This is a genomic window from Gemmatimonadaceae bacterium (assembly GCA_020852815.1).
In the GTDB taxonomy this organism is placed as follows: domain Bacteria; phylum Gemmatimonadota; class Gemmatimonadetes; order Gemmatimonadales; family Gemmatimonadaceae; genus SCN-70-22.
Genome location: JADZAN010000002.1, coordinates 250783 through 270525, shown reverse-complemented (window position 1 = coordinate 270525; position 19743 = coordinate 250783). Strand labels below are relative to the sequence as shown.

15 protein-coding genes are annotated in these 19743 nt (G+C 68.8%); 5 read left to right on the top strand and 10 right to left on the bottom strand.

What is annotated here, in order from left to right:
- Position 1 precedes the first annotated feature (1 nt).
- Positions 2 to 400: a VOC family protein gene (locus tag IT359_02205; GenBank protein MCC6927780.1), complete on the bottom strand. Its 399-nt coding sequence runs from the start codon at positions 398 to 400 to the stop codon at positions 2 to 4.
- Between IT359_02205 and IT359_02200 the strand changes: the two genes are divergently transcribed.
- Both IT359_02200 and IT359_02195 read left to right on the top strand, forming a co-directional pair.
- On the top strand, positions 399 to 1532 hold the full coding sequence (locus IT359_02200; protein ID MCC6927779.1) for a hypothetical protein: 1134 nt from the start codon (positions 399 to 401) through the stop codon (positions 1530 to 1532). The genes IT359_02205 and IT359_02200 overlap by 2 nt on opposite strands.
- Before the next feature lie 40 nt (positions 1533 to 1572).
- Positions 1573 to 3249, top strand: coding sequence for a serine hydrolase (locus IT359_02195; GenBank protein MCC6927778.1), 1677 nt, complete (start codon positions 1573 to 1575; stop codon positions 3247 to 3249).
- A gap of 30 nt (positions 3250 to 3279) precedes the next feature.
- Here the strand turns inward: IT359_02195 and IT359_02190 are convergent, their stop codons facing one another.
- From IT359_02190 to IT359_02150, 9 genes are all read right to left on the bottom strand, one after another.
- Complete coding sequence (locus tag IT359_02190; GenBank protein ID MCC6927777.1) at positions 3280 to 4599, bottom strand: alpha-L-fucosidase; 1320 nt, start codon at positions 4597 to 4599, stop codon at positions 3280 to 3282.
- Positions 4600 to 4623: 24 nt separating this feature from the next.
- Positions 4624 to 6174 carry a sugar ABC transporter ATP-binding protein gene (locus tag IT359_02185; GenBank protein ID MCC6927776.1) on the bottom strand — a complete coding sequence of 517 codons (1551 nt, stop codon included), beginning with the start codon at positions 6172 to 6174 and terminating at the stop codon, positions 4624 to 4626.
- 14 nt (positions 6175 to 6188) lie between these two features.
- Positions 6189 to 7223 (bottom strand): substrate-binding domain-containing protein, encoded by a 1035-nt coding sequence (locus IT359_02180; protein ID MCC6927775.1) that lies wholly within the window; start codon positions 7221 to 7223, stop codon positions 6189 to 6191.
- Positions 7220 to 8383 carry an alcohol dehydrogenase catalytic domain-containing protein gene (locus IT359_02175; protein ID MCC6927774.1) on the bottom strand — a complete coding sequence of 388 codons (1164 nt, stop codon included), beginning with the start codon at positions 8381 to 8383 and terminating at the stop codon, positions 7220 to 7222. The genes IT359_02180 and IT359_02175 overlap by 4 nt, the downstream gene beginning before the upstream one ends.
- Entirely contained in the window at positions 8380 to 9687 is a 1308-nt protein-coding gene (locus IT359_02170; protein ID MCC6927773.1) for an L-fuconate dehydratase, read from the bottom strand. Before IT359_02170 ends, IT359_02175 begins: the two co-directional genes overlap by 4 nt.
- An 85-nt stretch (positions 9688 to 9772) precedes the next feature.
- Positions 9773 to 10564, bottom strand: coding sequence for a glucose 1-dehydrogenase (locus tag IT359_02165; protein MCC6927772.1), 792 nt, complete (start codon positions 10562 to 10564; stop codon positions 9773 to 9775).
- Positions 10561 to 11442: an amidohydrolase family protein gene (locus tag IT359_02160; protein ID MCC6927771.1), complete on the bottom strand. Its 882-nt coding sequence runs from the start codon at positions 11440 to 11442 to the stop codon at positions 10561 to 10563. The genes IT359_02165 and IT359_02160 overlap by 4 nt, the downstream gene beginning before the upstream one ends.
- Positions 11439 to 12473, bottom strand: coding sequence for an ABC transporter permease (locus tag IT359_02155; protein MCC6927770.1), 1035 nt, complete (start codon positions 12471 to 12473; stop codon positions 11439 to 11441). The genes IT359_02160 and IT359_02155 overlap by 4 nt, the downstream gene beginning before the upstream one ends.
- Before the next feature lie 230 nt (positions 12474 to 12703).
- Positions 12704 to 13021: an antibiotic biosynthesis monooxygenase gene (locus IT359_02150; GenBank protein ID MCC6927769.1), complete on the bottom strand. Its 318-nt coding sequence runs from the start codon at positions 13019 to 13021 to the stop codon at positions 12704 to 12706.
- Positions 13022 to 13226: 205 nt separating this feature from the next.
- Between IT359_02150 and IT359_02145 the strand changes: the two genes are divergently transcribed.
- From IT359_02145 to IT359_02135, 3 genes are all read left to right on the top strand, one after another.
- A complete protein-coding gene (locus IT359_02145; GenBank protein ID MCC6927768.1) occupies positions 13227 to 16187 on the top strand; it encodes a protein kinase in 2961 nt (986 codons plus the stop codon).
- 243 nt (positions 16188 to 16430) lie between these two features.
- Positions 16431 to 18800, top strand: coding sequence for a TonB-dependent receptor (locus IT359_02140; protein MCC6927767.1), 2370 nt, complete (start codon positions 16431 to 16433; stop codon positions 18798 to 18800).
- 12 nt (positions 18801 to 18812) lie between these two features.
- Positions 18813 to 19694 carry a DUF4249 domain-containing protein gene (locus IT359_02135; protein MCC6927766.1) on the top strand — a complete coding sequence of 294 codons (882 nt, stop codon included), beginning with the start codon at positions 18813 to 18815 and terminating at the stop codon, positions 19692 to 19694.
- Positions 19695 to 19743: the final 49 nt, after the last annotated feature.

Genomic DNA, 19743 nt, shown 5'->3' with positions numbered 1-19743 from the left:
CTCAGCCTCGCGGACCCAGGAGATCCCATCGGTTCCCTTCGCAGTCGAGAAAGATCGCCACCTGGCCGTACGGCTCGTCTCGTGGCGGTGCGACGATGGACACTCCCGCCGCCTGCAACCGCGCCAGTGTCGCAGCAAAGTCCTCAACCCGCAGGAAGAGTCCGACGCGCCCGGCAAACTGCCGGCCCGCGCACTCCTCTTGCGCGCCCCCGTCCGCGCGCGCCAGGAGTAGCCCGCTCCCTCCGGGGGACGGACGCACGACGACCCAGCGCTTGGGGCGTCCATCATTCGTCAGGGACGGGCTATCTTCAGCAAGCACGAAGCCGAGGACTTCGGTGAAGAACGCGATCGCCCGATCGTAGTCGCGCACGATGAGCGTCACCAGGTCGAGGAATGCCATGGCGGGATGGTACGACATTGAGGAGCGCGCCGCGAGCGCCTCGCGCGCGTGCACTTTCGCGGGGGCGCTGGCGTGGTCGCTGCTGGCCGCCGGCGTCACGGCGTGCAAGCCCGCCGATGGACAGCCGACGGGCGGCGCCCCCTCGCTCGGAACACGCAGCTACCGACTCGGCTTCGCCAACGTCCCGCCGTCCGACGACCTCCCGCTCGCCGTACGATCGTTGCAGCTGTGGGCCGAGCGCGCCGACGCGGCGATCATCCATGCCGAGCCGCCCTGGACGTCGATCCTCGCCGGTGAATCGATGACGAACATCCTCGAGCGCGACTGGGACGGCGTCGTGCAGTTCTGGCGCGGGAAGGGGATGGAGCTCGTCATCGTTGTCGATCCGTCCAACGGGATCCAGCGGGAGAGCGACTCGGACAACCTGCGGAAGGCGGGACGGAGCATGACCGACCCAGCCATCCAGGCGCTGTACCGTCTATGGGTGCGGGCGCTCGTGACGCGCTATCACCCGGCCGGGATCGGATTGGCCGTCGAGACCAACCTGATTCGCGACGCCGCGCCGCCGGCGTTGTACAGTGCGATCGTCACGGCGGCCAATGCGGCCGCCGCCGATGTACGGGGGATCGACGCGACGATCCCGCGCTTTATCACCGTGCAGGTGGAGCACGCATGGGGGCGGTTGGGCGGGACCAACCGATACGTCGGCGTCGAGCAGGACTTCCGCGACTTTCCCTTCGTCGAGTGGCTGGGGCTCTCGTCGTACCCATACCTGGGAGGGTTCACCGAGCCTTCCGAGGTGCCGGACGACTGGTACACGCGCCCGTTAGGCGGGCGCCACCTTCCCACGCTCGTGACGGAAGGCGGGTGGAGTTCGGCGACCACGGCGACGTTCCAGAGTTCGCCCCAACGGCAGGCGCGGTGGATTCACCGGCAGGGAGAGCTGGCGGCGCTGCTCGCGCCGCGCTACGTCTTCCAGCTCACCTTCACGGATCTCTCGTCGCGCATATTTGGCAGCGACGCGCGGCTCCTCCCGTTCCTGCGGCTCGGGATGGTGGACACGGCGCTGGCTCCCAAGCCAGCGTTGGCGGCGTGGGATTCGTTGTACAGAAAGACGTGGAAGGCGCCCTGAACGCCCGTCAGGCCGGTAGCCCATTCCGAGGTACGCACGCATGATCCGATCGCTCGTCCGCGCGACTGCGCTGGTGTTCGTCAGTGGTCTCCTCCTCGTGCCGCGCGATGGTGTGGCGCAGGGCGTTGCAGACTCCACGGCACGTCGCATCGACGCCCTCTTCGCTCGTTTCGACAGCACCACGCCGGGGTGCCTGGTGGGGGTGGGGCGCAACGGCACGCCCGTCTTCAAGCGCGGCTACGGGATGGCCAACCTCGAGTACGGCGTCCCGCTCACGGCCAACTCGATCTCCGAGTCCGGGTCGGTGGCCAAGCAGTTCACCGCCGCGGCGGTGGCATTGTTGCAGCTGGAAGGGAAGCTCTCGCTGGACGACGAGGTGCGGAAGTACATCCCCGAGCTCCCCGACTTCGGCCAGCGGATCACCATCCGCCACATCCTCACGATGACGAGCGGGCTCCGCGACCAGTGGGCGCTGCTCGGGCTCATGGGGCGCGAGCCGGGGTCCCAGGTGCACACGAACACGATGATCCTCGACCTCGTCGCTCGGCAGCGCGAGCTGAACTTCGCGCCGGGGAGCGAGTACCTGTACAGCAACACCGGCTACGTGCTGGCGGCGACGATCGTGTCGCGGGTGAGCGGGATGCCGTTTGCCCAGTTCGAGCAGGAGCGGCTGTTCAAGCCGTTAGGCATGACGCACACGCAGTGGCGCGACGACTACCGGCGCGTGGTCCCCGCTCGCGCCACCGCCTACGCCTTCGAGCGCGGGAAGTGGGTGCAGGACATGCCGTTCACGATGGTGCACGGCAACGGGGGGCTCCTCTCGTCGCTCGACGACCTCCTGGCCTGGAACGAGTCGCTGTCGAACGGTCTCCTTGGGCGGCCGGAGCTGACGCAGCTCCTCGAGACGCGCATGCGCCTCAACGACGGGCGCACGCTCACCTACGCGTTAGGCTTGCAGGTGAACCCCTGGCGCGATGGCGTGCGCGAGGTCTCGCACTCGGGCTCGACCGCCGGCTATCGCACCTTCCTCGCGCGCTATCCCGAGGCGCGCACCTCGGTCGCGGTGTGGTGCAACGCGGCGAATGCCAATGCAGTGCAGCTGGGGCGCGCGGTGGCCGAGCTGTTCGTTCCCCGCGCGACGGCGACGCGCGTCGCCGCCACGCCGATCGCCGTGGCGGAGCGCGACCGGATCGTGGGGATGTACCGCGCGCCGCGCACCGACGACGGACTCGCGATCGCCACCGTCGGCGAGTTCGCACGCGTCATGGGCCCGTCGAACGACTCGCTGTCGGGCACAGGTTCACCGGGCACATACGCCACCCCCTCGGGGATGACGCTTCGCTTCACGCCGGCCGACGGCAAGGCCACCGCGCTCCGCGTCACCGCACCAGATGGCGAGGTGACCGAGCTCGTCGCGGCGACGCCGCCGACCACCGCCTCGTTGTCGTTAGGCGACTATGCCGGGAGCTATCGATCGCCGGAGCTGGACGCGCGACTCGTGGTGCGGCTCGATGGCGCTCGCCTCCTGGCACGCATCTCGCCCGACGACGAACTCCCGCTGGTACCGTACTACGCCGACGGCTTTCGGATGGGGCCGGCGACGCTGCGATTCGTGCGCGACGCGAGCGGGAACATCACGGGACTCCGCGCCTTTGCCGGGCGCGCCCGCAACGTGCGCTACGATCGCGAGCGCGAGGCGCCACCGCGCTCACGCTGATTGCGCCTGGCGGCGCCACGCCGCACGCCGCTACGGGCTCGTCTCCAGCACCACGATCGTGTCGATTTCGTCGCGCCGCGCCGCGGAAATGCCGCGCAGCACGATGCCGCCGGGCGCCGGCGCCACGCGCACCACGGCGTCGCTGCCGAGGACGCGCGCACCGCGCACCGTGCCCGTGAGCGGGATCGACAGCTCGTCGTCGCGCCAGTCGAGGATGTGGACGTACACACGATTCCCCTTCTGCGTGGTAACGCCCCACGGACGCGCGGCGATGGGCCCGCCGCGCGTGCCGTAGATGGACTCGCCGTTGACCCTGAGCCAGGCGCCGACCTCCTGCAGGCGCCCCACGAACTCCGGCTGGATGGCCCCGTTAGGCATGGGCCCCACGTTGAGGAGGAAGTTCGCATTGGCCCCTGCCGCCCGTACGAGGTAGCGCACCAGGTCGCGCGTGCTCTTGACGTTCTGGTCGGTCAGGTCGAACCCCCACGATCCGTTCATCGTCTCGCAGGTCTCGAGCGGGAGCGCGCCCAGGGCCGCGGTGTTCCACCCTGCACTGTTCTGCCCCGGGAGATCCTTCTCGATCATCTGGAAGTCCTCGCCGGGAAAGGGGGTCATGTGGTGGTTGGAGCCGATGAGCGCTGCGGGTTGCAGCTGGTGGATGAGGTCATACGTCTCTCGCAGCCGCCAGTTGGCCTCGGGACGGTCCCACATCCCGTCGAGCCAGATCCCGCCAATCGGGCCGTAGCCGGTGAGCAGCTCCCGGAGCTGCGCGTTCATGTAGTCCAGGTAGCGATCGAAGTTGCCGCCGGCGGGACGGCCGCTGGCTCGCCCCGTCTGCCCCACCGGGAAGTAGTCCGGGCTGTGCCAGTCGAGCTGCGAGTAGTAGAAGAAGACCTTGAGGCCCTCGCGGTTGGCGACGGCGACGAGCTCCTTGATGGGGTCGCGACCGAACGGCGTGCGCCGAGTCACGGTGTAGTCACTCACCTTCGAGTCGAACATCGCGAAGCCGTCGTGATGCTTGCTCGTGACGGTGATGTACTTCATCCCTGCCGCCTTGGCGAGCGCGACCCATGCCTCGGCGTCGAACTGCGTCGGGTTGAAGAAGGTCGACAGCCGCTCGTACTGCGCCGCCGGGATCCCGCGGTTGTTCATCACCCACTCGCCGGCGCCAAGCTCCGCGTAGATCCCCCAGTGAACGAAGAGCCCGAAGCGCGCGTCCTGGAACCACTGGCGCGACGCCATATTCGCCGCGCTCGGCACGTACGCGCCTTGCGCCAAACCCGTCGCAGCGGGCGCGGTGCACAGCAACATCGTCGTCGCAAGGAGTTGGCGAGTGATCACACGCCGCATGGCAGTTCTCCCGGATAGTGTAGGCTACCGTATTCCGCCGATGGCCGTGGCCAGCACGGTCTCCGGCGTCCACTCCTCGATGGGGCGCACCTCGATGAGCCGCCCCCGTGACATCACGGCCAGGCGATCGCACATCCCGAACAGCTCGGGGAGGTCCGAACTCACGAGCACAACGGCGCACCCGCGCGCTGCCTGACGAGCGATGATCTCATAGACTTCGGCCTTGGCCCCGATGTCGATACCGCGCGTGGGCTCGTCGAGCAGGAGGACGCGCGCCTCGCCGTGCAACAGGCGGGCGATGGCCACCTTCTGCTGGTTCCCGCCGGAGAGCGCGCTCACGCGCTGCCATGGCGAGCGCGCCTTCACGTGCAGCTCGCGCATCCAGTGCCGGCTGCGCTCGGCCATGCGCGAGAGATCGAGGATGCCGAGTCCCGGAACACGGCGCTCGGGGTGCGTGGCGCAGATGTTGTCGGCGATTGGGCGCGTGACCGACAGCCCCTCGCCCTTTCGATCCTCGCTCACGTACCCGACGCCAGCGCGCACGCGCGCGGCGGTCGAGGCGCGCGCGAGTGCGGTGCCGGCACCTGCGGCGGGGCCCGCCATCGCCTCGATCGTCCCCGTCGCGCACCGGTCGAGCCCATATAGCGTGCGCAGCAGCTCGGTGCGTCCAGAGCCTAACAATCCGGCGACGCCGAGTATCTCGCCCGCCCGCAGATCGAACGACGCCTCGACCAGCTTGGGTGGCGATGACAGCCCCGCCACCCGCAACACCACGTCGCCCGCGGAGCGCGACCGCACCGGATAGAGCCCGCGCGCCGGCCGCCCGACCATCGCGGCAATCATCGCCTCGTCCGTGGTGTCGGCGATGGCCCCACTCGCCACGCTGCGTCCATCACGCAACACGGTGTAGCGGTCCGCGATGCGCCGCACTTCTTCGAGAAAGTGCGAGATGTAGAGAATCGCCACGCCGCGCTCCTTGAGGCGGCGGATGAGGGCGAAGAGATGCTCGACGTCGCCCCCCTGGAGCGCGCTCGTGGGCTCGTCCATCAGGAGTACGCGCGCATCGGATGCCAATGCGCGGCAGATCTCGACGATCTGTCGCGCCGGAAGGCTCAGCTCGCGCAGGAGGCGATCGGGACGGATCTCGGGATGCGGGAGTTCATCGAGCAATGCGCGCGCGCGTGCCAGGCTCGCCGAGCGATCGATCCATCCCCAGCGCGCACGCTCCACGCCTAACAAGACGTTCTCGGCGACGGTGAGGTGCGGGCAGAGCGAGAGTTCCTGGTGGATGAGGGCAATGCCGCGCCGGCGGGCGTCGTGCGGTGTGACTGGTGCGTAGGCGCTGCCAGCGAGGGAGAGCGATCCGGCATCGGGGCGCAGCGCGCCGGCAATGATCCCCATGAGCGTGCTCTTCCCCGCGCCGTTCTCGCCAATGAGCGCGTGCACCTGGCCCGGCGCGATCACCAGGTCCACGCCGTCGAGCGCGAGCGTGGCGCCGAAGCGCTTGACGATCCCCGTCACGCGCATCGCCTCGCCGCCGCTGGCTCGCACCTGGTCGCTCCCCACGCCGCTCATTGCCCTAACGGTTCTCAGCTCCCCTTGAGGTACTTGTCGACCGGCGGGCGGATGATCTCCTGCACCTCCGGCCGCTCCATCGTCTCCGGGGTCACCATCGTGACGCCGGTGTCGACCTTCTTCTCGAACGGCTGGTTGCGCAAGTGGGCGAACATCGTCTTCACGCCCAGGTATCCCATGCGCATCGGGTTCTGCACCGCGATGCCGTCGAGCTGGCCGCCCTTCATCGCATCGAGCAGCGTCTGCGTCGCGTCGAAGCCGACGAAGCGGATCTTCCCCGCCTTGCCGATGTCCTGCAGCGCGAGGAGCATCCCGGTCGACGACGATTCGTTAGGGGTGAAGATCCCTTGCAGCTCAGCACCGAAGCGGTTGAGGAGGTTCTCGGCGGCCTGCTTGGCCGTTTCACGCGTGGCGCCGGCGTACTGGTTGGACGAGACGACGGTGATCCCGGGATACTTCGCCTTGAGGCGCGCGAGGAATCCCTCCTCGCGTGCCGTGGTGCTGGCGGAGCCTTCCTGCAGGCGGAGCACCAGCACGTTCCCCTTCCCGCCTAACAACTCGCCCAACCGGTCGGCGGCGAGTTCGCCTCCCTTGGTGTTGTCGGTCGCGACGTAGGAGAGATAGGCATCGGTTTCGAGCCCCGAGTCGATGATGACGGTCGGCACACCGGCCGCCTTGGCTTCCTCCACCGGCCGCGCCAGCGCGCGCACATCGAGCGGGGCGAGGACGATCCCGTCGACCTTCTGCGCGATGAAACCCTCGACGACTTGCACCTGCTGCTCGCGATCGTCCTCGCGCAGCGGTCCCTTCCAGATGAGGTTGACCGTGTCGCCCTGGGCGGCGAGTTCCTGGGCGGCCTGTTCGGCGCCGGCGTGGATCGCCTTCCAGAACTCGTGCGTCGTCCCCTTGGGGATGACGGCAATGGTGGGGATGGACTTTCCGGCGGCGGCGCCCTTGTCCCCGCCGGCGCCGGTGCAGGCGATGAGCGCGCCGGCAGCAGCAACGACAGCGATGGTGGGCGTGAGCAGGCGCATGGTGGAGCGATTCATAGGGTCAGGACTCCCTTCACGAAGTCTGGGCGCTTGTACGCGCCCGCGAAGACATCTGGCAGCGCCTCGAGCGAGGCGTAGCGATGGGACACGATGGGGGCGACGTCGATCACCCCGTCTTCCAGCAGCTGCAATGCGCGGGCATACGTGAGCGGGCGCCCGTCAGCCGCATGCCCTCCCGAGGCGCCCACCGGCGACACCAGCGTGGGTTCGAGGAACTGCACCTGGTTCATGACGCTGAGGTCGACGCCGGCATGGCCGTGCCCGTACAACAGCACGGTGGCCTGCTTGCGCACGAGCCCCGGGATCATCGCGAAGACAGGGCCCGCGCCCGACGCCTCGATGAGCAGCTCGGCCCGTCGGCCGGCGGTGCGGTTGGCCACCTCGGACACGAGATCGGACGTCGTCGGGTCGATCGCCTCGGCGCCAAAGCGTTCCACGAGCGCCCGCCGCAGCGCGCTCGGCTCGCTCACGAGCACTTGCCCGTCAAAACCGGCCACGCGGCGCAGGTACTGCACGAAGAGGATCCCCGCCGGGCCGCCACCACAGATGATAATGGTGCGGACCCGATGGTCGCCGCGGGCGCCGAGTGCATAACGAGCGCTGGCGCGCGCCATGAGATCGGCGGCGTGGATGACGCAACCGAGTGGCTCCGTGAGCGCCGCCTGGTCCGCGGGGAGCGCGGTGCGCAGCCGCACGGCGTTGACGGCGGGAACGGTGACGAAGTCGGCGAAGCCGCCCAGGAGGCCAGTGATGCCGTGCTCGCGGTACCACTCGCACTGGTGGGAGTCACCGCTGGCGCAGTACTCGCAGCGCGGCGTGCGCCACTCGCTCACGCAACTTCGCCCCTGGTCGACGATGACGCGGTCGCCAGGCGCAAGGTCGCGCACCGCGCTCCCACACTCGGCCACCACGCCGGCAATCTCGTGACCGAGGACCTGCGGTGACTCGCGCAGCGAGCGCAGCCGCCCCCGCTCGTCGGCGTTGTAGTTGGCGTGCCCCTCGACGATATGGACGTCGGTGCCGCACAGCCCCACCGCCTCCACCTTCACCAGGACTTCATGGGGCGACGGGTCGATGCGCGGCACGTCGCGCACCTCGAGTCGGTTCACGTCGACGAGGACCGCGGCCCTCATCGTCGTCGCGCCGTGCGCGCTCATGCGTCACCGCCCGCCGCGAGGTTCGCCATCGCTGCACGGCGCTGGCTCCACACCGGTCCATCGGGGAAGGCGTATGCGTCGAGACTCTCCCGTTTCATCGTGATGCTGTATCCCGGCGCCTGCGGCGGGACGTAGCGCCCGTTCCGCATCACCACCGGGTCGACGAAGTGCTCGTGCAGGTGATCGACGTACTCGATGAGCCGGTCGTGGAGCGAGGCACTCACGCACAGGTAGTCGAAGATCGAGAGGTGCTGCACGTACTCGCACAGCCCCACGCCGCCGGCGTGCGGGCAGACAGGGATCCCGTGCTTTGCCGCCAGGAGCAACACCGCCAGCACTTCGTTCACGCCGCCAAGGCGGCAGGCATCCACCTGGCAGAAGCGGATGGCCCCCGCCTGCATCAGCTGCTTGAACACCACGCGGTTCTGGCAGTGCTCGCCGGTGGCGACGCCGATGGGGGCAACGGCGCGCGCGATGGCGGCGTGCCCCAGCACGTCGTCGGGCGACGTCGGCTCCTCGATCCACCACGGATCGAACGGCGCGAGCGCCTTCACCCACTCGATCGCCTCCCCCACGTCCCACACCTGGTTGGCGTCGACCATGAGCTTGCGGCCGGGGCCAATCACGTCGCGAATGATCGACGCGCGCCGGATGTCGTCCGCGAGGTCTCTCCCAACCTTGATCTTGAAGTGCGACCACCCCTCGGCGATGCCATCGCGACAGAGCTGGCGAATCTTCTCGTCCGAGTAGCCAAGCCATCCTGCAGACGTCGTGTAGGCCGGATAGCCGTCGCGCAGCAGCTCCGCCTCGCGCGCGGCGCGCGTGGGGCGATGGCGACGCAGGATCGCCAGCGCCTCATCCGGCGTGAGCGCATCGGTGATGTAGCGGAAGTCGATGCAGTGCACGACCTCCTCCGGCGTCATGTCGGCGAGGAGCCTCCAGAGCGGCTTTCCCTCGACCTTGGCCCACAGGTCCCACACGGCGTTCACCAGCGCCGCCGTGGCGAGATGGATGACGCCCTTCTCCGGGCCGACCCAGCGAAGCTGCGAGTCGGAAGTGATACCGCGCCAGAAGCTCCCCATGTCGGACGTGATGTCGGCCAGGTCGCGCCCGCGCACCAGCGGCGCGAGCGCCTCGATTGCCGCGACGCACAGCTCGTTGCCGCGCCCGATGGTGAAGGTGAGCCCGTGCCCCTCGATCCCGTCGCCCGCATCGGTGTGCAGGATGACGTAGGCCGCCGAGTAGTCGGGATCGGGGTTCATCGCGTCGGAACCATCGAGCGCCGCCGATGTGGGGAAGCGCACGTCTCGAGCCTCGACGCGTATGATGCGACGCGAGCGCTGGGCGGGCATGGTCAGCAGGAGGGCGTTAGGCGGTGGGGCATGCCGCTCACATCTTGAGCGAGACGAAACCGCCATCGATCGCGACGTTGGTCCCGGTGATGAAGGCGGCCGCGTCGGAACAGAGAAACGCGGCGAGTTCGGCAATCTCGCCGGGCGTCCCCATGCGCCCGATGGGCTGGGTGCGGGAGAGCGCCTCGAACATCTCCGCCTCGCGCCCGGGATAGGAGCGGGCGAGGAAGCTGTCGACAAAGGGCGTGTGGACGCGCGCTGGCGCAACGCAGTTGCATCGGATCTTCTCGTGGACGTAGTCGCGAGCCACCGAGTACGTCATGGTGAGCACCGCGCCCTTGCTCATCGAGTAGGCGAAGCGGTCCGCGAGCCCGATGGACGAGGCGACGGATGCGATATTCAGGATCACGCCGCCACGCTCCTTCATGGCCAGCACGCCGGAGCGGAGGCAGTTGTAGACCCCCTTCACGTTGACCGCGTAGACGCGATCGAGGTCGGCCTCAGTGGTCTGGACCACATTGCCGACGTGCGCGACGCCGGCACTGTTGACGAGGATGTCGAGCGCGCCGAGCCGGTCGGCCACCTCGCGAAAGGCGACTTCGACTCCCTGCTGGTTCGTGACGTCGCACGTCAGCTGCAACGCATGGGCGCCGGCGGCGATGATCGCATCCACTGTCTGGCCGGCGTCGGCGATGTCGAGGATGGCGACACGAGCCCCTCGCTCGGCCAGGAGGCGGGCAATGGCCTGCCCGATTCCCGAACTCCCGCCGGTGACGATGGCGACGCGATCGGTGAGGGCAAGCGATGACGGGAGTGGTGTGTGCGTCATGCGGGCGTCGTGATGGTGAGTCGATAGGCGCGAATCGCGGTTCCCCCGAAGATCTCGTCGCGCTCGTGGCGCGAGCAGAGTCCGCCGACCACGTCGCACACCAGCGCGTGCCACGCGTCGGCGCTCCCCGCCAGCGTGCACACCGGCCAATCGGAGGCATACATCACTCGGCGCGGCCCGAAGATCTCGACGACATGTCGCAGGTACGGGCGAATTGCGCGCTCGTCGCACGGGTCGGGCGCGCACTGCGTGAAGAGACCCGACAGCTTGCACGTCACCGTGTCGTGAGCCGCAATGGCGTCGATGTCCCGGCGCCAGGCGTCGAACGATCCGTGGCCGATGTCGGGCTTCCCGCAGTGATCGAGGATGAAGTGGACTTCCGGACAACGCTCGACGAGCGCGCGCACTTCTCCCAGTTGCGACGCCGTGGCGCAGAGGTCGAACGGATAGCCGGCGGCCGCGACGGCACGCACGCCGGCCACGAAGCGCGGCTGTGTCGAGAATCCTGCCGGATGGCCCTGGATGTTGTGGCGAACCCCAACCACACGCGGCATGCGCCGAAGCGCGGTGAAGGCGTGGTCGCGCCGAGGGTCATCGAGCATGTCCACGTAGGCAACGATGCCGGCAATGCGTGGATCCATCGCCGCCACCCAGTCGAGCCACGCGGCCTCGACCACGCCCGCACCATCGCGCACATTGCCCTCCACCGCCACCACCGCGTCCACCGGGCGGGCGCTGCCACCATTTAGGCTACCATAGTCCTCGGGGAGGAAGCGGCGCGCCAGCGACGCGTGCGCCTGCAGCCAGGGGTATGAGAGCACTTCGGGATCCCACAGGTGAATGTGCGCATCCACCCGTGGCAGGTGCGGCGTGGTCATGCCGCGCTCCGTTCCGCCCATGCCAGCCGCGCCCGGTCGAGCGCCACCGCGAGGACGATGATCACGCCGATAATGATCTCCTGGATGTAATTGGGCCATCCCATCTGCTGGCAGCCGTTGCGCAAGAAGGCCATGATCAGCGCGCCAATCAACGAGCCGGCAATGCTCCCCTCGCCGCCGCTCAGCGAACCGCCGCCAATGACCACCGCGGCAATGATGTCCAGCTCCGCGCCATTGGCCACCGTGGGGTCGCCCTGGCGCAGGCGGGAGACCTGCATCACCCCGGTGAGCCCGAAGAGGCACCCGGCGCAGCCATAGATGGCCAGCTTGAGGCGCGTGGTGTCGATGCCACAGGCACGCGCCGCCGCCTCGTTGGAGCCTAACGCGAAGATCCGCCGCCCGAAGACGGTGTTGCGCAGTACCAGCGCCACAATGACCGCGAGGGCGATGACGATCCACACGCCAACCGGAAGGATGAGCCAGGCGGGCTTGGGCATCGTCACGACGAGGTCGTTGATCCAGGTCGCGGGGACGTTCACGGTCTGCTCGCCGGCGAGCCACTTCGCCGTCCCGCGCGCCGTCCCCAGCATCCCCAGCGTGACGATGAAGGGGACCACGCGCAGCGCGGTGATCACCGCCCCGTTCAGCAGCCCGATGATACCGCCAGCCGCAACCGCCGCCGCCACCGCCATCGGCGGCGACCAGCCGTCGCGCAACCCCGTCGCCGCCAGCACCCCGGTCAACGCGATCGACGCCCCCACCGAGAGGTCGATCCCGCCCCCCACCACGATCATCGTCATCCCGATCGCGCCCAGCGCGGTGATCACCGTCTGTGACAGGACGACGCGCAGGTTGAACGCCGAGAGGAAGCGCCCGGGTTCGTCGGAGAGGAGCGTGAAGATGAGCACCACCGCCACGAGCCCGAGCACGGGGGAGAACCGCGCCACGAGGGCGCGGGCGGTGCTCGGTGTTGGTGCGTCAGGCGCCGGGCGCAGCGCGCCTGCCGCGGGTGTGGGACTGGCCTGGGACAACGGGAACGGGATGGAGGGAGGGCGTGTGCCCAGACTATACCGCCGCGCCCAGCAACTCCGCCAATCCCGCATCGCTCAAGACGATGGGACTCCCCTTCCCGCGGCGCGCCCGCTCCCTCCCTGCATAACGAGGGCGCGCCGCCCGACGCCCTGCACATTCGCCGCGCACCCGGCGAGACGCCCCGCGCCGATCACGAGGCGCGTGGGGGCGGCGAAGACGAAGGCGAGGCTCACCCCGGGTACTCCCACCAGGCGGCGTGGGGGGCGAGGGCGTGGTACTTCGTGCTGCGGCGTGGCTCGGCCATCATCGGCTCGACGGCGTTGCGCCACGTGGCGTAGTGCGCCGTGGCCTTGTGGCGCGCGGGATCCTCGGGGGTGCGGTAGATCTCCACGAGCACGAAGCGTGTGGGATCGTCCTCCTGTTGAATCAGGTCGAAGCGGACGACGCCGGGCTCCTGCACGCTCTGCCGCGCGTTCTCGCGCGAGGCGGCGATGAAGGGATCGACTTGATCGGGAAGGACGTGGACGTACACGTGGACGATGAGCATGAGCGGCTGGGCGCGGGGTTGTGTTGCGCCGCGAGGTGAAGGCATGGGTGCGATGCCGGCACATCCAATCTAGGGGGTGACGGGGGATTGGCAGCGCTCGCGCGCATCCGCTCTTGCCGATCGCACCTGTCGGGGTAGCGCCATGGCTCGCGGGAGCACAACGTTGTGGTCCTCCAGGCAGACGTCCCTCCCGCACCGCCCCCCCGTGCTGCACGACCTGCAATCCGCACTTGGCGCGAGCTATCGCGTCGAGCGAGAGCTTGGAGGGGGCGGCATGAGCCGGGTCTTCCTCGCCACCGAGCGCGCGCTCGGACGGCGCGTCGTCATCAAGGTCCTCGCCCCCGAGGTCGCGACCACGCTGACGGCGACGCGCTTCCAGCGCGAAGCCGAGGTCACGGCGCGCCTGCAGCATCCGCACCTCCTCCCTGTCCTCTCGGCGGGAGTGGCCGGGGAGTTCCTCTACTACGTCACTCCCTACGTCGAGGGCGAGACGTTGCGGCACCGGCTCGATCGCGAGGGGGCGCTCCCGGTCGCCGATGCCCGCCGCATCCTCCGGGAGCCGTCATCGGCTCTGGCCTATGCGCACGGCCAGGGGATCGTCCATCGCGACATAAAGCCGGAGAACATCCTGCTCTCGAACGGGCTGGCGGTGCTGGCCGATTTCGGCATTTCGTCGTTGGCCCCTGACCAGGCGGCAGGCAATGCCACGCGGCTCACGCAGGTCGGGATGTCGATCGGGACGCCGGGCTACATGTCGCCGGAGCAAGCGGCCGGGGAGCGCGACCTCGACGGCCGCAGCGATCTCTACTCCCTCGGCGTCGTGGGCTACGAGATGCTGGCCGGGCGTCCGCCGTTCAGCGGGAGTTCGTCGGCGGACCTGATTCGGCAGCACATGGTCGCGCCACCGCCCTCGCTTGCCGACGCGCGCGACGACGTCCCGCCGGAGCTCGCCGCGATCATCGCACAGTTGCTGGCCAAGGAGCCTAACGAACGGTTCGCGAGTGCCGGCGCGCTGCAGGATGCCCTCTGGCAATCCGGCACCGTCTCCGGCAAGAAGAAGGTCGGGAACGATGCCGTTGGCGAAGATCCCTCACGTTCGATGATCGGAGGGCGCCGGGCGCGTATCGTCGCGGCGGTGGTCGCCGTGCTGCTCCTGGCTGTCGCCGCCGTGCGTTGGCTGCCCCGGAGCGCTCCCCCCGATCGACGGCACGCGCCGGACGCTGCAGACATCCTCGTCATCGCCCCCTTCGACGTGATCGGCGCACACGACGAGTACCGCGAAGGACTCGTCGACCTCCTCGCGACCGCGCTCGACGGGGCCGGGGCGCTGCGCACGGTTGCTCCCTCCACCACGCTGCGCGCCTGGCCCGCACGTGCGCGCGGCGACCGCGAGACCGCCCTCGCGCTCGCCCGGCAGGTGCATGCCACGCTGGCGTTGCACGGATCGGTGGTCGCCGCCGGAAAGGACTCCGTGCGCCTGCGCGCCACCATCCTCGACGCCGAGCGCAACGTACCGGTCGGCACCGACATCGACCTGATGGGCGAGACGTCACGCATCGATCGACTCGCCGATACGCTGTCGCTCGCCGTACTCGCACAGCTGCGTGGGACGACCAACGCTGGCGACGCACGGCGTGGCACCATGGGCTCGTCGTCGCTCCCCGCGATCAAGGCCTACCTGCGGGGCGAGCAGTTCTACCGACGCGCGCAATGGGACACGGCGGCGGCGATGTATCGCGTGGCGATTGGCGCCGACAGCACTTTCGCACTCGCCTTTCGTCGACTTGGCAATTCACTGGGATGGAAGCTTCAACCCGACGCCCGCGTGAACGAGGAGGGATATCACTTCCTGGTGCGCGCGGGAGCGATGAACCACCGCCTCGCGCCGCGGGATAGCGTGCTCGTTGCCACCGACTCGCTGTTTGGTGCTGCGATGCTCGCCCAGTCGGACTACACCGTCCTTGCGCCGTACGCGCAAGTTGTGCGCATGACGCGCGTCCTGGAGGACGCGACCTCCCGCTTTGGCGATGATCCCGAGGTCTGGTTCAAGCTGGGCGATGCGCGCTTTCACTTCACCGAGCGCATCGCGCCGAGTCTTTCCGGCGCCCGAGGGGCACGCGATGCCTTTCAGCAGGCGTTGTCGTTGGACTCGACGTTCGTGCCGGCAGCGTTGCACCTGACGACTGTTGCCGCCAGCGACCAGGACGAGCCAGCCATGCGCCGCGCCATAGCGCTGTTCATCGGCGCTGCGCCGGACGGTGACGTGAGTACAGCGTTGCGGTTGGTGCGCGACCTGCTCGACCGCACCCCGGACGCCGTCGCGCGCATCGAAGCGGTCGGCCGCTCGCGCGACTTCGCGTTGCAGTCCAACCTTGCCCAGGTTGCCAGCCCGCTTCTCGATTCCACCGAAGGGGCGGTGCACCTGTTTCGGGCGGGACTGCAGTCCGCGCAGAGGGGCGGCCTCCCCGAGCCAATCATGGACGGGCTCCGCTGGCGATTCGGCAACCTGCTCCTCCTGCGCGGGCACATGGCGGAAGCGCGGACATTTCTCACGCGATCGCAGGCGCCCCTGCTTGCGCAGGTCGCGCTGGCGGGCGCGATGCCAATCGATAGCGCCGACCAGATGATGCGCGGATGGGGAATGGACCCGGCCGACCTCGCCGTCTCCGTCGGGCAGGCGATGTGGTGGAGCGCACGTGAAGATACCGTGCAGCTGCAACGACTCGTGTCGGAAGTCGCCGCCAGGAGGGAGCGCGCGCATCCGACGCTGCGCGTGCTGCTCCCGGGGCTCGTGGCGCTGGCCCGGCGCGACACCGCGGCGGCGCTCTCGGCGCTCGACCGGCCCGACTCCGTCTGTCAGGTTGGCTGCGGCGCACTCCACCTGCTGCGCGCCAGAATCCTGTCGGCCAAGCGTCAGGACAACGCCGCGGCGGCAATTCTGGCGCGCCCGTACTCCGCCAACGACGCCACGCGCGTGCTATGGATGCTCGAGCGCGCCCGCGTCCAGGAGCGCCTGGGCAACCGCCCGGCCGCCATCGACAGCTACCTCTACGTCGAGCGCGCCTGGAGCGGTGGCGACCAGGTCCTGCAGCCGACGGTACGAGAGGCGCGCGAGGCGCTGCGGCGCCTCTCCACCGACGCGCCACGGGCCAGACGGACGTCGTAGTCGCACGGCCGAGGACGCCGAAGCGCGACACTGGGACGGAACGTGCCCCGTAGTCGAGGGGCGGAGGTGGATCGCCGAGTACATTCGGTGTGTACCTCCAGTATCCCGCGACCTCCGTCACCTGCAACTCGTCGTTCTCCCGTGCCCATCTGCACGTTTCCAATCCGGCCACGCCCCGGCCGTGTGATGCACACCGCGCGACGCGCGTGCGCGGCAGCGGTCCTGCTGCTCGCCGCCCCCGCCGTGCCAGCGCGCCTCGCGCGCTCGGCCGGGCTCCTCACCGCCCAGGGAACCGCCCCGCTCCGCATCTCCGGCACGTTGCGCAGCGCCGAGTCGCGTGAAGTTGTGCGCCACGCACGCGTGGTGGCCGACCGCAGCATATCGGTCGAAAGCAACGAGGAAGGGGTGTACTTCCTCGCGCTCGCCGCGGGCCGTCATCGCGTGGAGGTTCGTGCCATCGGCTTCGCCCCGTTTGACACGACCATCTCGCTCACCGCATCGCAGACGCTCGACGTCATGCTGGTGCGCAGCCAGGTGACGCTGGCGACCGTCGCGGTGACCGCTACCAACGAGCAGGCCGACATCGACCCCAAGTCGCCGGAGATGAGCATCGCGCGTCTCGATGTGCAAACGTTGCGTCAGGTTCCTGCGGCGCTGGGCGAGGTGGATCCCATCCGATCGCTCACGCTGCTCCCCGGTGTGTCGTCCTCCAGCGACTTCACCACGGCGATCAACGTGCGCGGCGGCGGGTCGGACCAGAACCTGATCCTCCTCGACGAGGCGACGATCTACAACCCGTCGCACATTCTTGGCTTCCTCTCGGTGTTCAACTCGGACGCCGTCGATGATGCGACGCTGTACAAGGGAGCGATCCCGCCGCGCTTCGGCGGGCGCCTGTCGTCGGTGGTGGACCTGCGGCAGCGCGAGGGGAACGCGAACGAGTTTGCCGCGTCGGCGACGCTGGGGCTGCTCGCATCGCGCTTGGCCGTCGAAGGGCCGCTCAAGGGAAAGGGGTCGTGGCTGGTCGCGGCGCGCCGCTCCTATGCCGATGTCTTCACCAAGGCCTCGAGCGATCCCGACATCCGTAACTCCGTCGCCTACTTCTACGACCTCAATGCCAAGGTGACAAAGCCGTTAGGCGAGCATGGGATGCTGGTGGCCTCCGGTTTCTTCGGGCGCGACCGCTTTGGCGTCGGCGACCAGTTCGGCGCCGGGTGGGGGAACAAGTCGGGAACGTTGCGCTGGAACGAGATCGTGCGCGACCGGCTGTACTCCAAGGTCACGCTGGCGGCGAGCAACTACGACTATCGCCTCACCTTCCCGATCGGGAACGACTCCACGCAGTGGACGGCGCGCGTGAAGAGCCTCGACCTCAAGATTGATGAGTCGTTGCATCTGTCACCCGGGCATCGGCTGGAGTTCGGTGTGCAGGGGACGTTGCACGGCTTCTCGCCCGGCGAGGTGAAGCCGCTGGGCGAGTCGAACCTCGCCCGCAAGAAGGTGCCGGAGCGCAGCGCGATGGCCGGTGCACTGTACCTGGGCGAGGAGCGCGAGTTTGGCGAACGCTGGGCGATTCGCTACGGTGCGCGCCTCTCCGGCTTCGTGCGCACAGGGACGGCGACGGTCTTTCGCTACGCCAACGACCAGCCGCTGGTATACGACTCATTGCTCGGGCGCTACGAGCCGGGGGCGGTGGTGGACAGCACGCGGTACGGCGCGGGAGAGAAGGTGCAGGCGTACGGCGCGCTGGAGCCGCGCGCCTCGCTGCGCTTCTCGCTCGACAAGGGGACCTCGCTCAAGGCGAGCTACGCGCGCACGGTGCAGTACCTCCACCTCGCCTCCAAGACAAACTCTCCGACGCCGCTCGATGTGTGGGAACCGGCCGGCCCATACCTCAGGCCGCAGCGCGCCGACCAGGTGGCGCTCGGGATGCAGCGCATCACCCCCGGTCAGGCGTGGGACCTTTCGGCGGAGGTCTTCGTGAAGCGTTCGCGCGACGTTGTCGACTTCGTCGACGGAGCAGACGTCATCCTCAACGAGAAGCTGGAGACGCTGATCCTGCAGGGACGCGGGCGGGCCTGGGGGCTCGAGCTGTTCGCACGCCGGCAGGTGGGGAAGACGACCGGGTGGGTGAGCTACACGCTCAGCCGCTCGGAGCAGCGCTTCGGCTCGGGCGCCGCCTCGGCGACGACCAGCGCGCCGGGAATCAACAACGGCGAGTGGTACGTGTCGCCGTACGACAAGACGCACGACCTTTCAGTGGTCGCCATGCGTCCGCTCAGCCGCAATTGGACGATGGGGACGACCTTCACCCTCGCCAGCGGGCTCCCCGCCACGTTCCCCGAGTCGCGCTACGTGGTCGATGGGTTGATCCTGGCCGAGTACGGACCACGCAACGCCGCGCGCCTCCCGGCCTATCACCGGCTGGACCTTGCCTTCACGCGCAAGATGCGACGCGGCGAGTTGCAGCTGGGAGTCTTCAACGCCTACAACCGCTTCAACGCGCAGTCGATGTCGTTCCGCCAGACCAAGGACAACCCGCTCGCCTCCGAGGCGGTGCAGCTGTCGGTGTTCGGGATCGTCCCGAGCATTTCCTACACGCGTCACTTCTAGGGAGCGAGCGAGATGTCCATCACCAAGCGCGCGCGCCTCACGACGCTGCTCGTGCTCCCGTTGCTTGCGTTCGCCGGCGGCTGCGAGCGCGTGGTCGATGTCGACCTGGCCACCGGGGAGCGACTCCTCGTGGTCGAGGGACGCATGGAGCGCATCATCGGGGAGGGAGCCATTCCCCAGCAGATCCGCGTGACGACCACCGACCGCTACTTCAGCAACACGGCCGCACCGGCCGCGACGGGGGCCACCGTGCGCGTCACCGACGAGGCGGGACACTCGCTTTCCTTCGCGCCGTCGCCGAACGACGCGTCGCTCCACGTGTCGCCGCCGTTCGCCGCGGAAGTCGGGCACCGGTACACACTGCACGTCACCTGGCAGGGAGAGCAGTACGAAGGGAGCGATCTCCTCACCTCGGTCGCGCCGATCGACTCGATGTACTTCATGGAGCGCAACAACGTCATCGGCCCGCGTGACGGGCTGCGGGCAACGATCGACACGCGCGATCCGGGCGGGGAGCGCAACTACTACGTCTGGGACCAGCTCGTGAACGGCGTGCGCCTCATCTCGGCCGACAGCACCTTCAAGGCGCGCATGTTCGCCAACGACGACCTGGTGGACGGGAAGTCCGTGACGCAGTTCCAGCCCTATGGCGGGATGGTCGTCAAGCCCGGCGACCGCGTCGAGGTGCGCCAGATCTCGCTGAGTGAGGAAGGCTATCGGTACTACGTCGCGCTCACCGACCAGGTCACCAACGACGGCTCACCGTTCGCCGTCTCGACGGCGAGCGTGCGCGGCAACGTCGCCAACCTGACGCACCCGGCTCGGCGCGCGTTAGGCTACTTCATGGCGGGCGAGGTCTCGTCGGCGAGGAAGGCGGTGCCGCTCACGCCGTGACTCCAGCTGCAAGCCGAGCACCCGGATGGTGCGGGCGCGCGAGGATGAT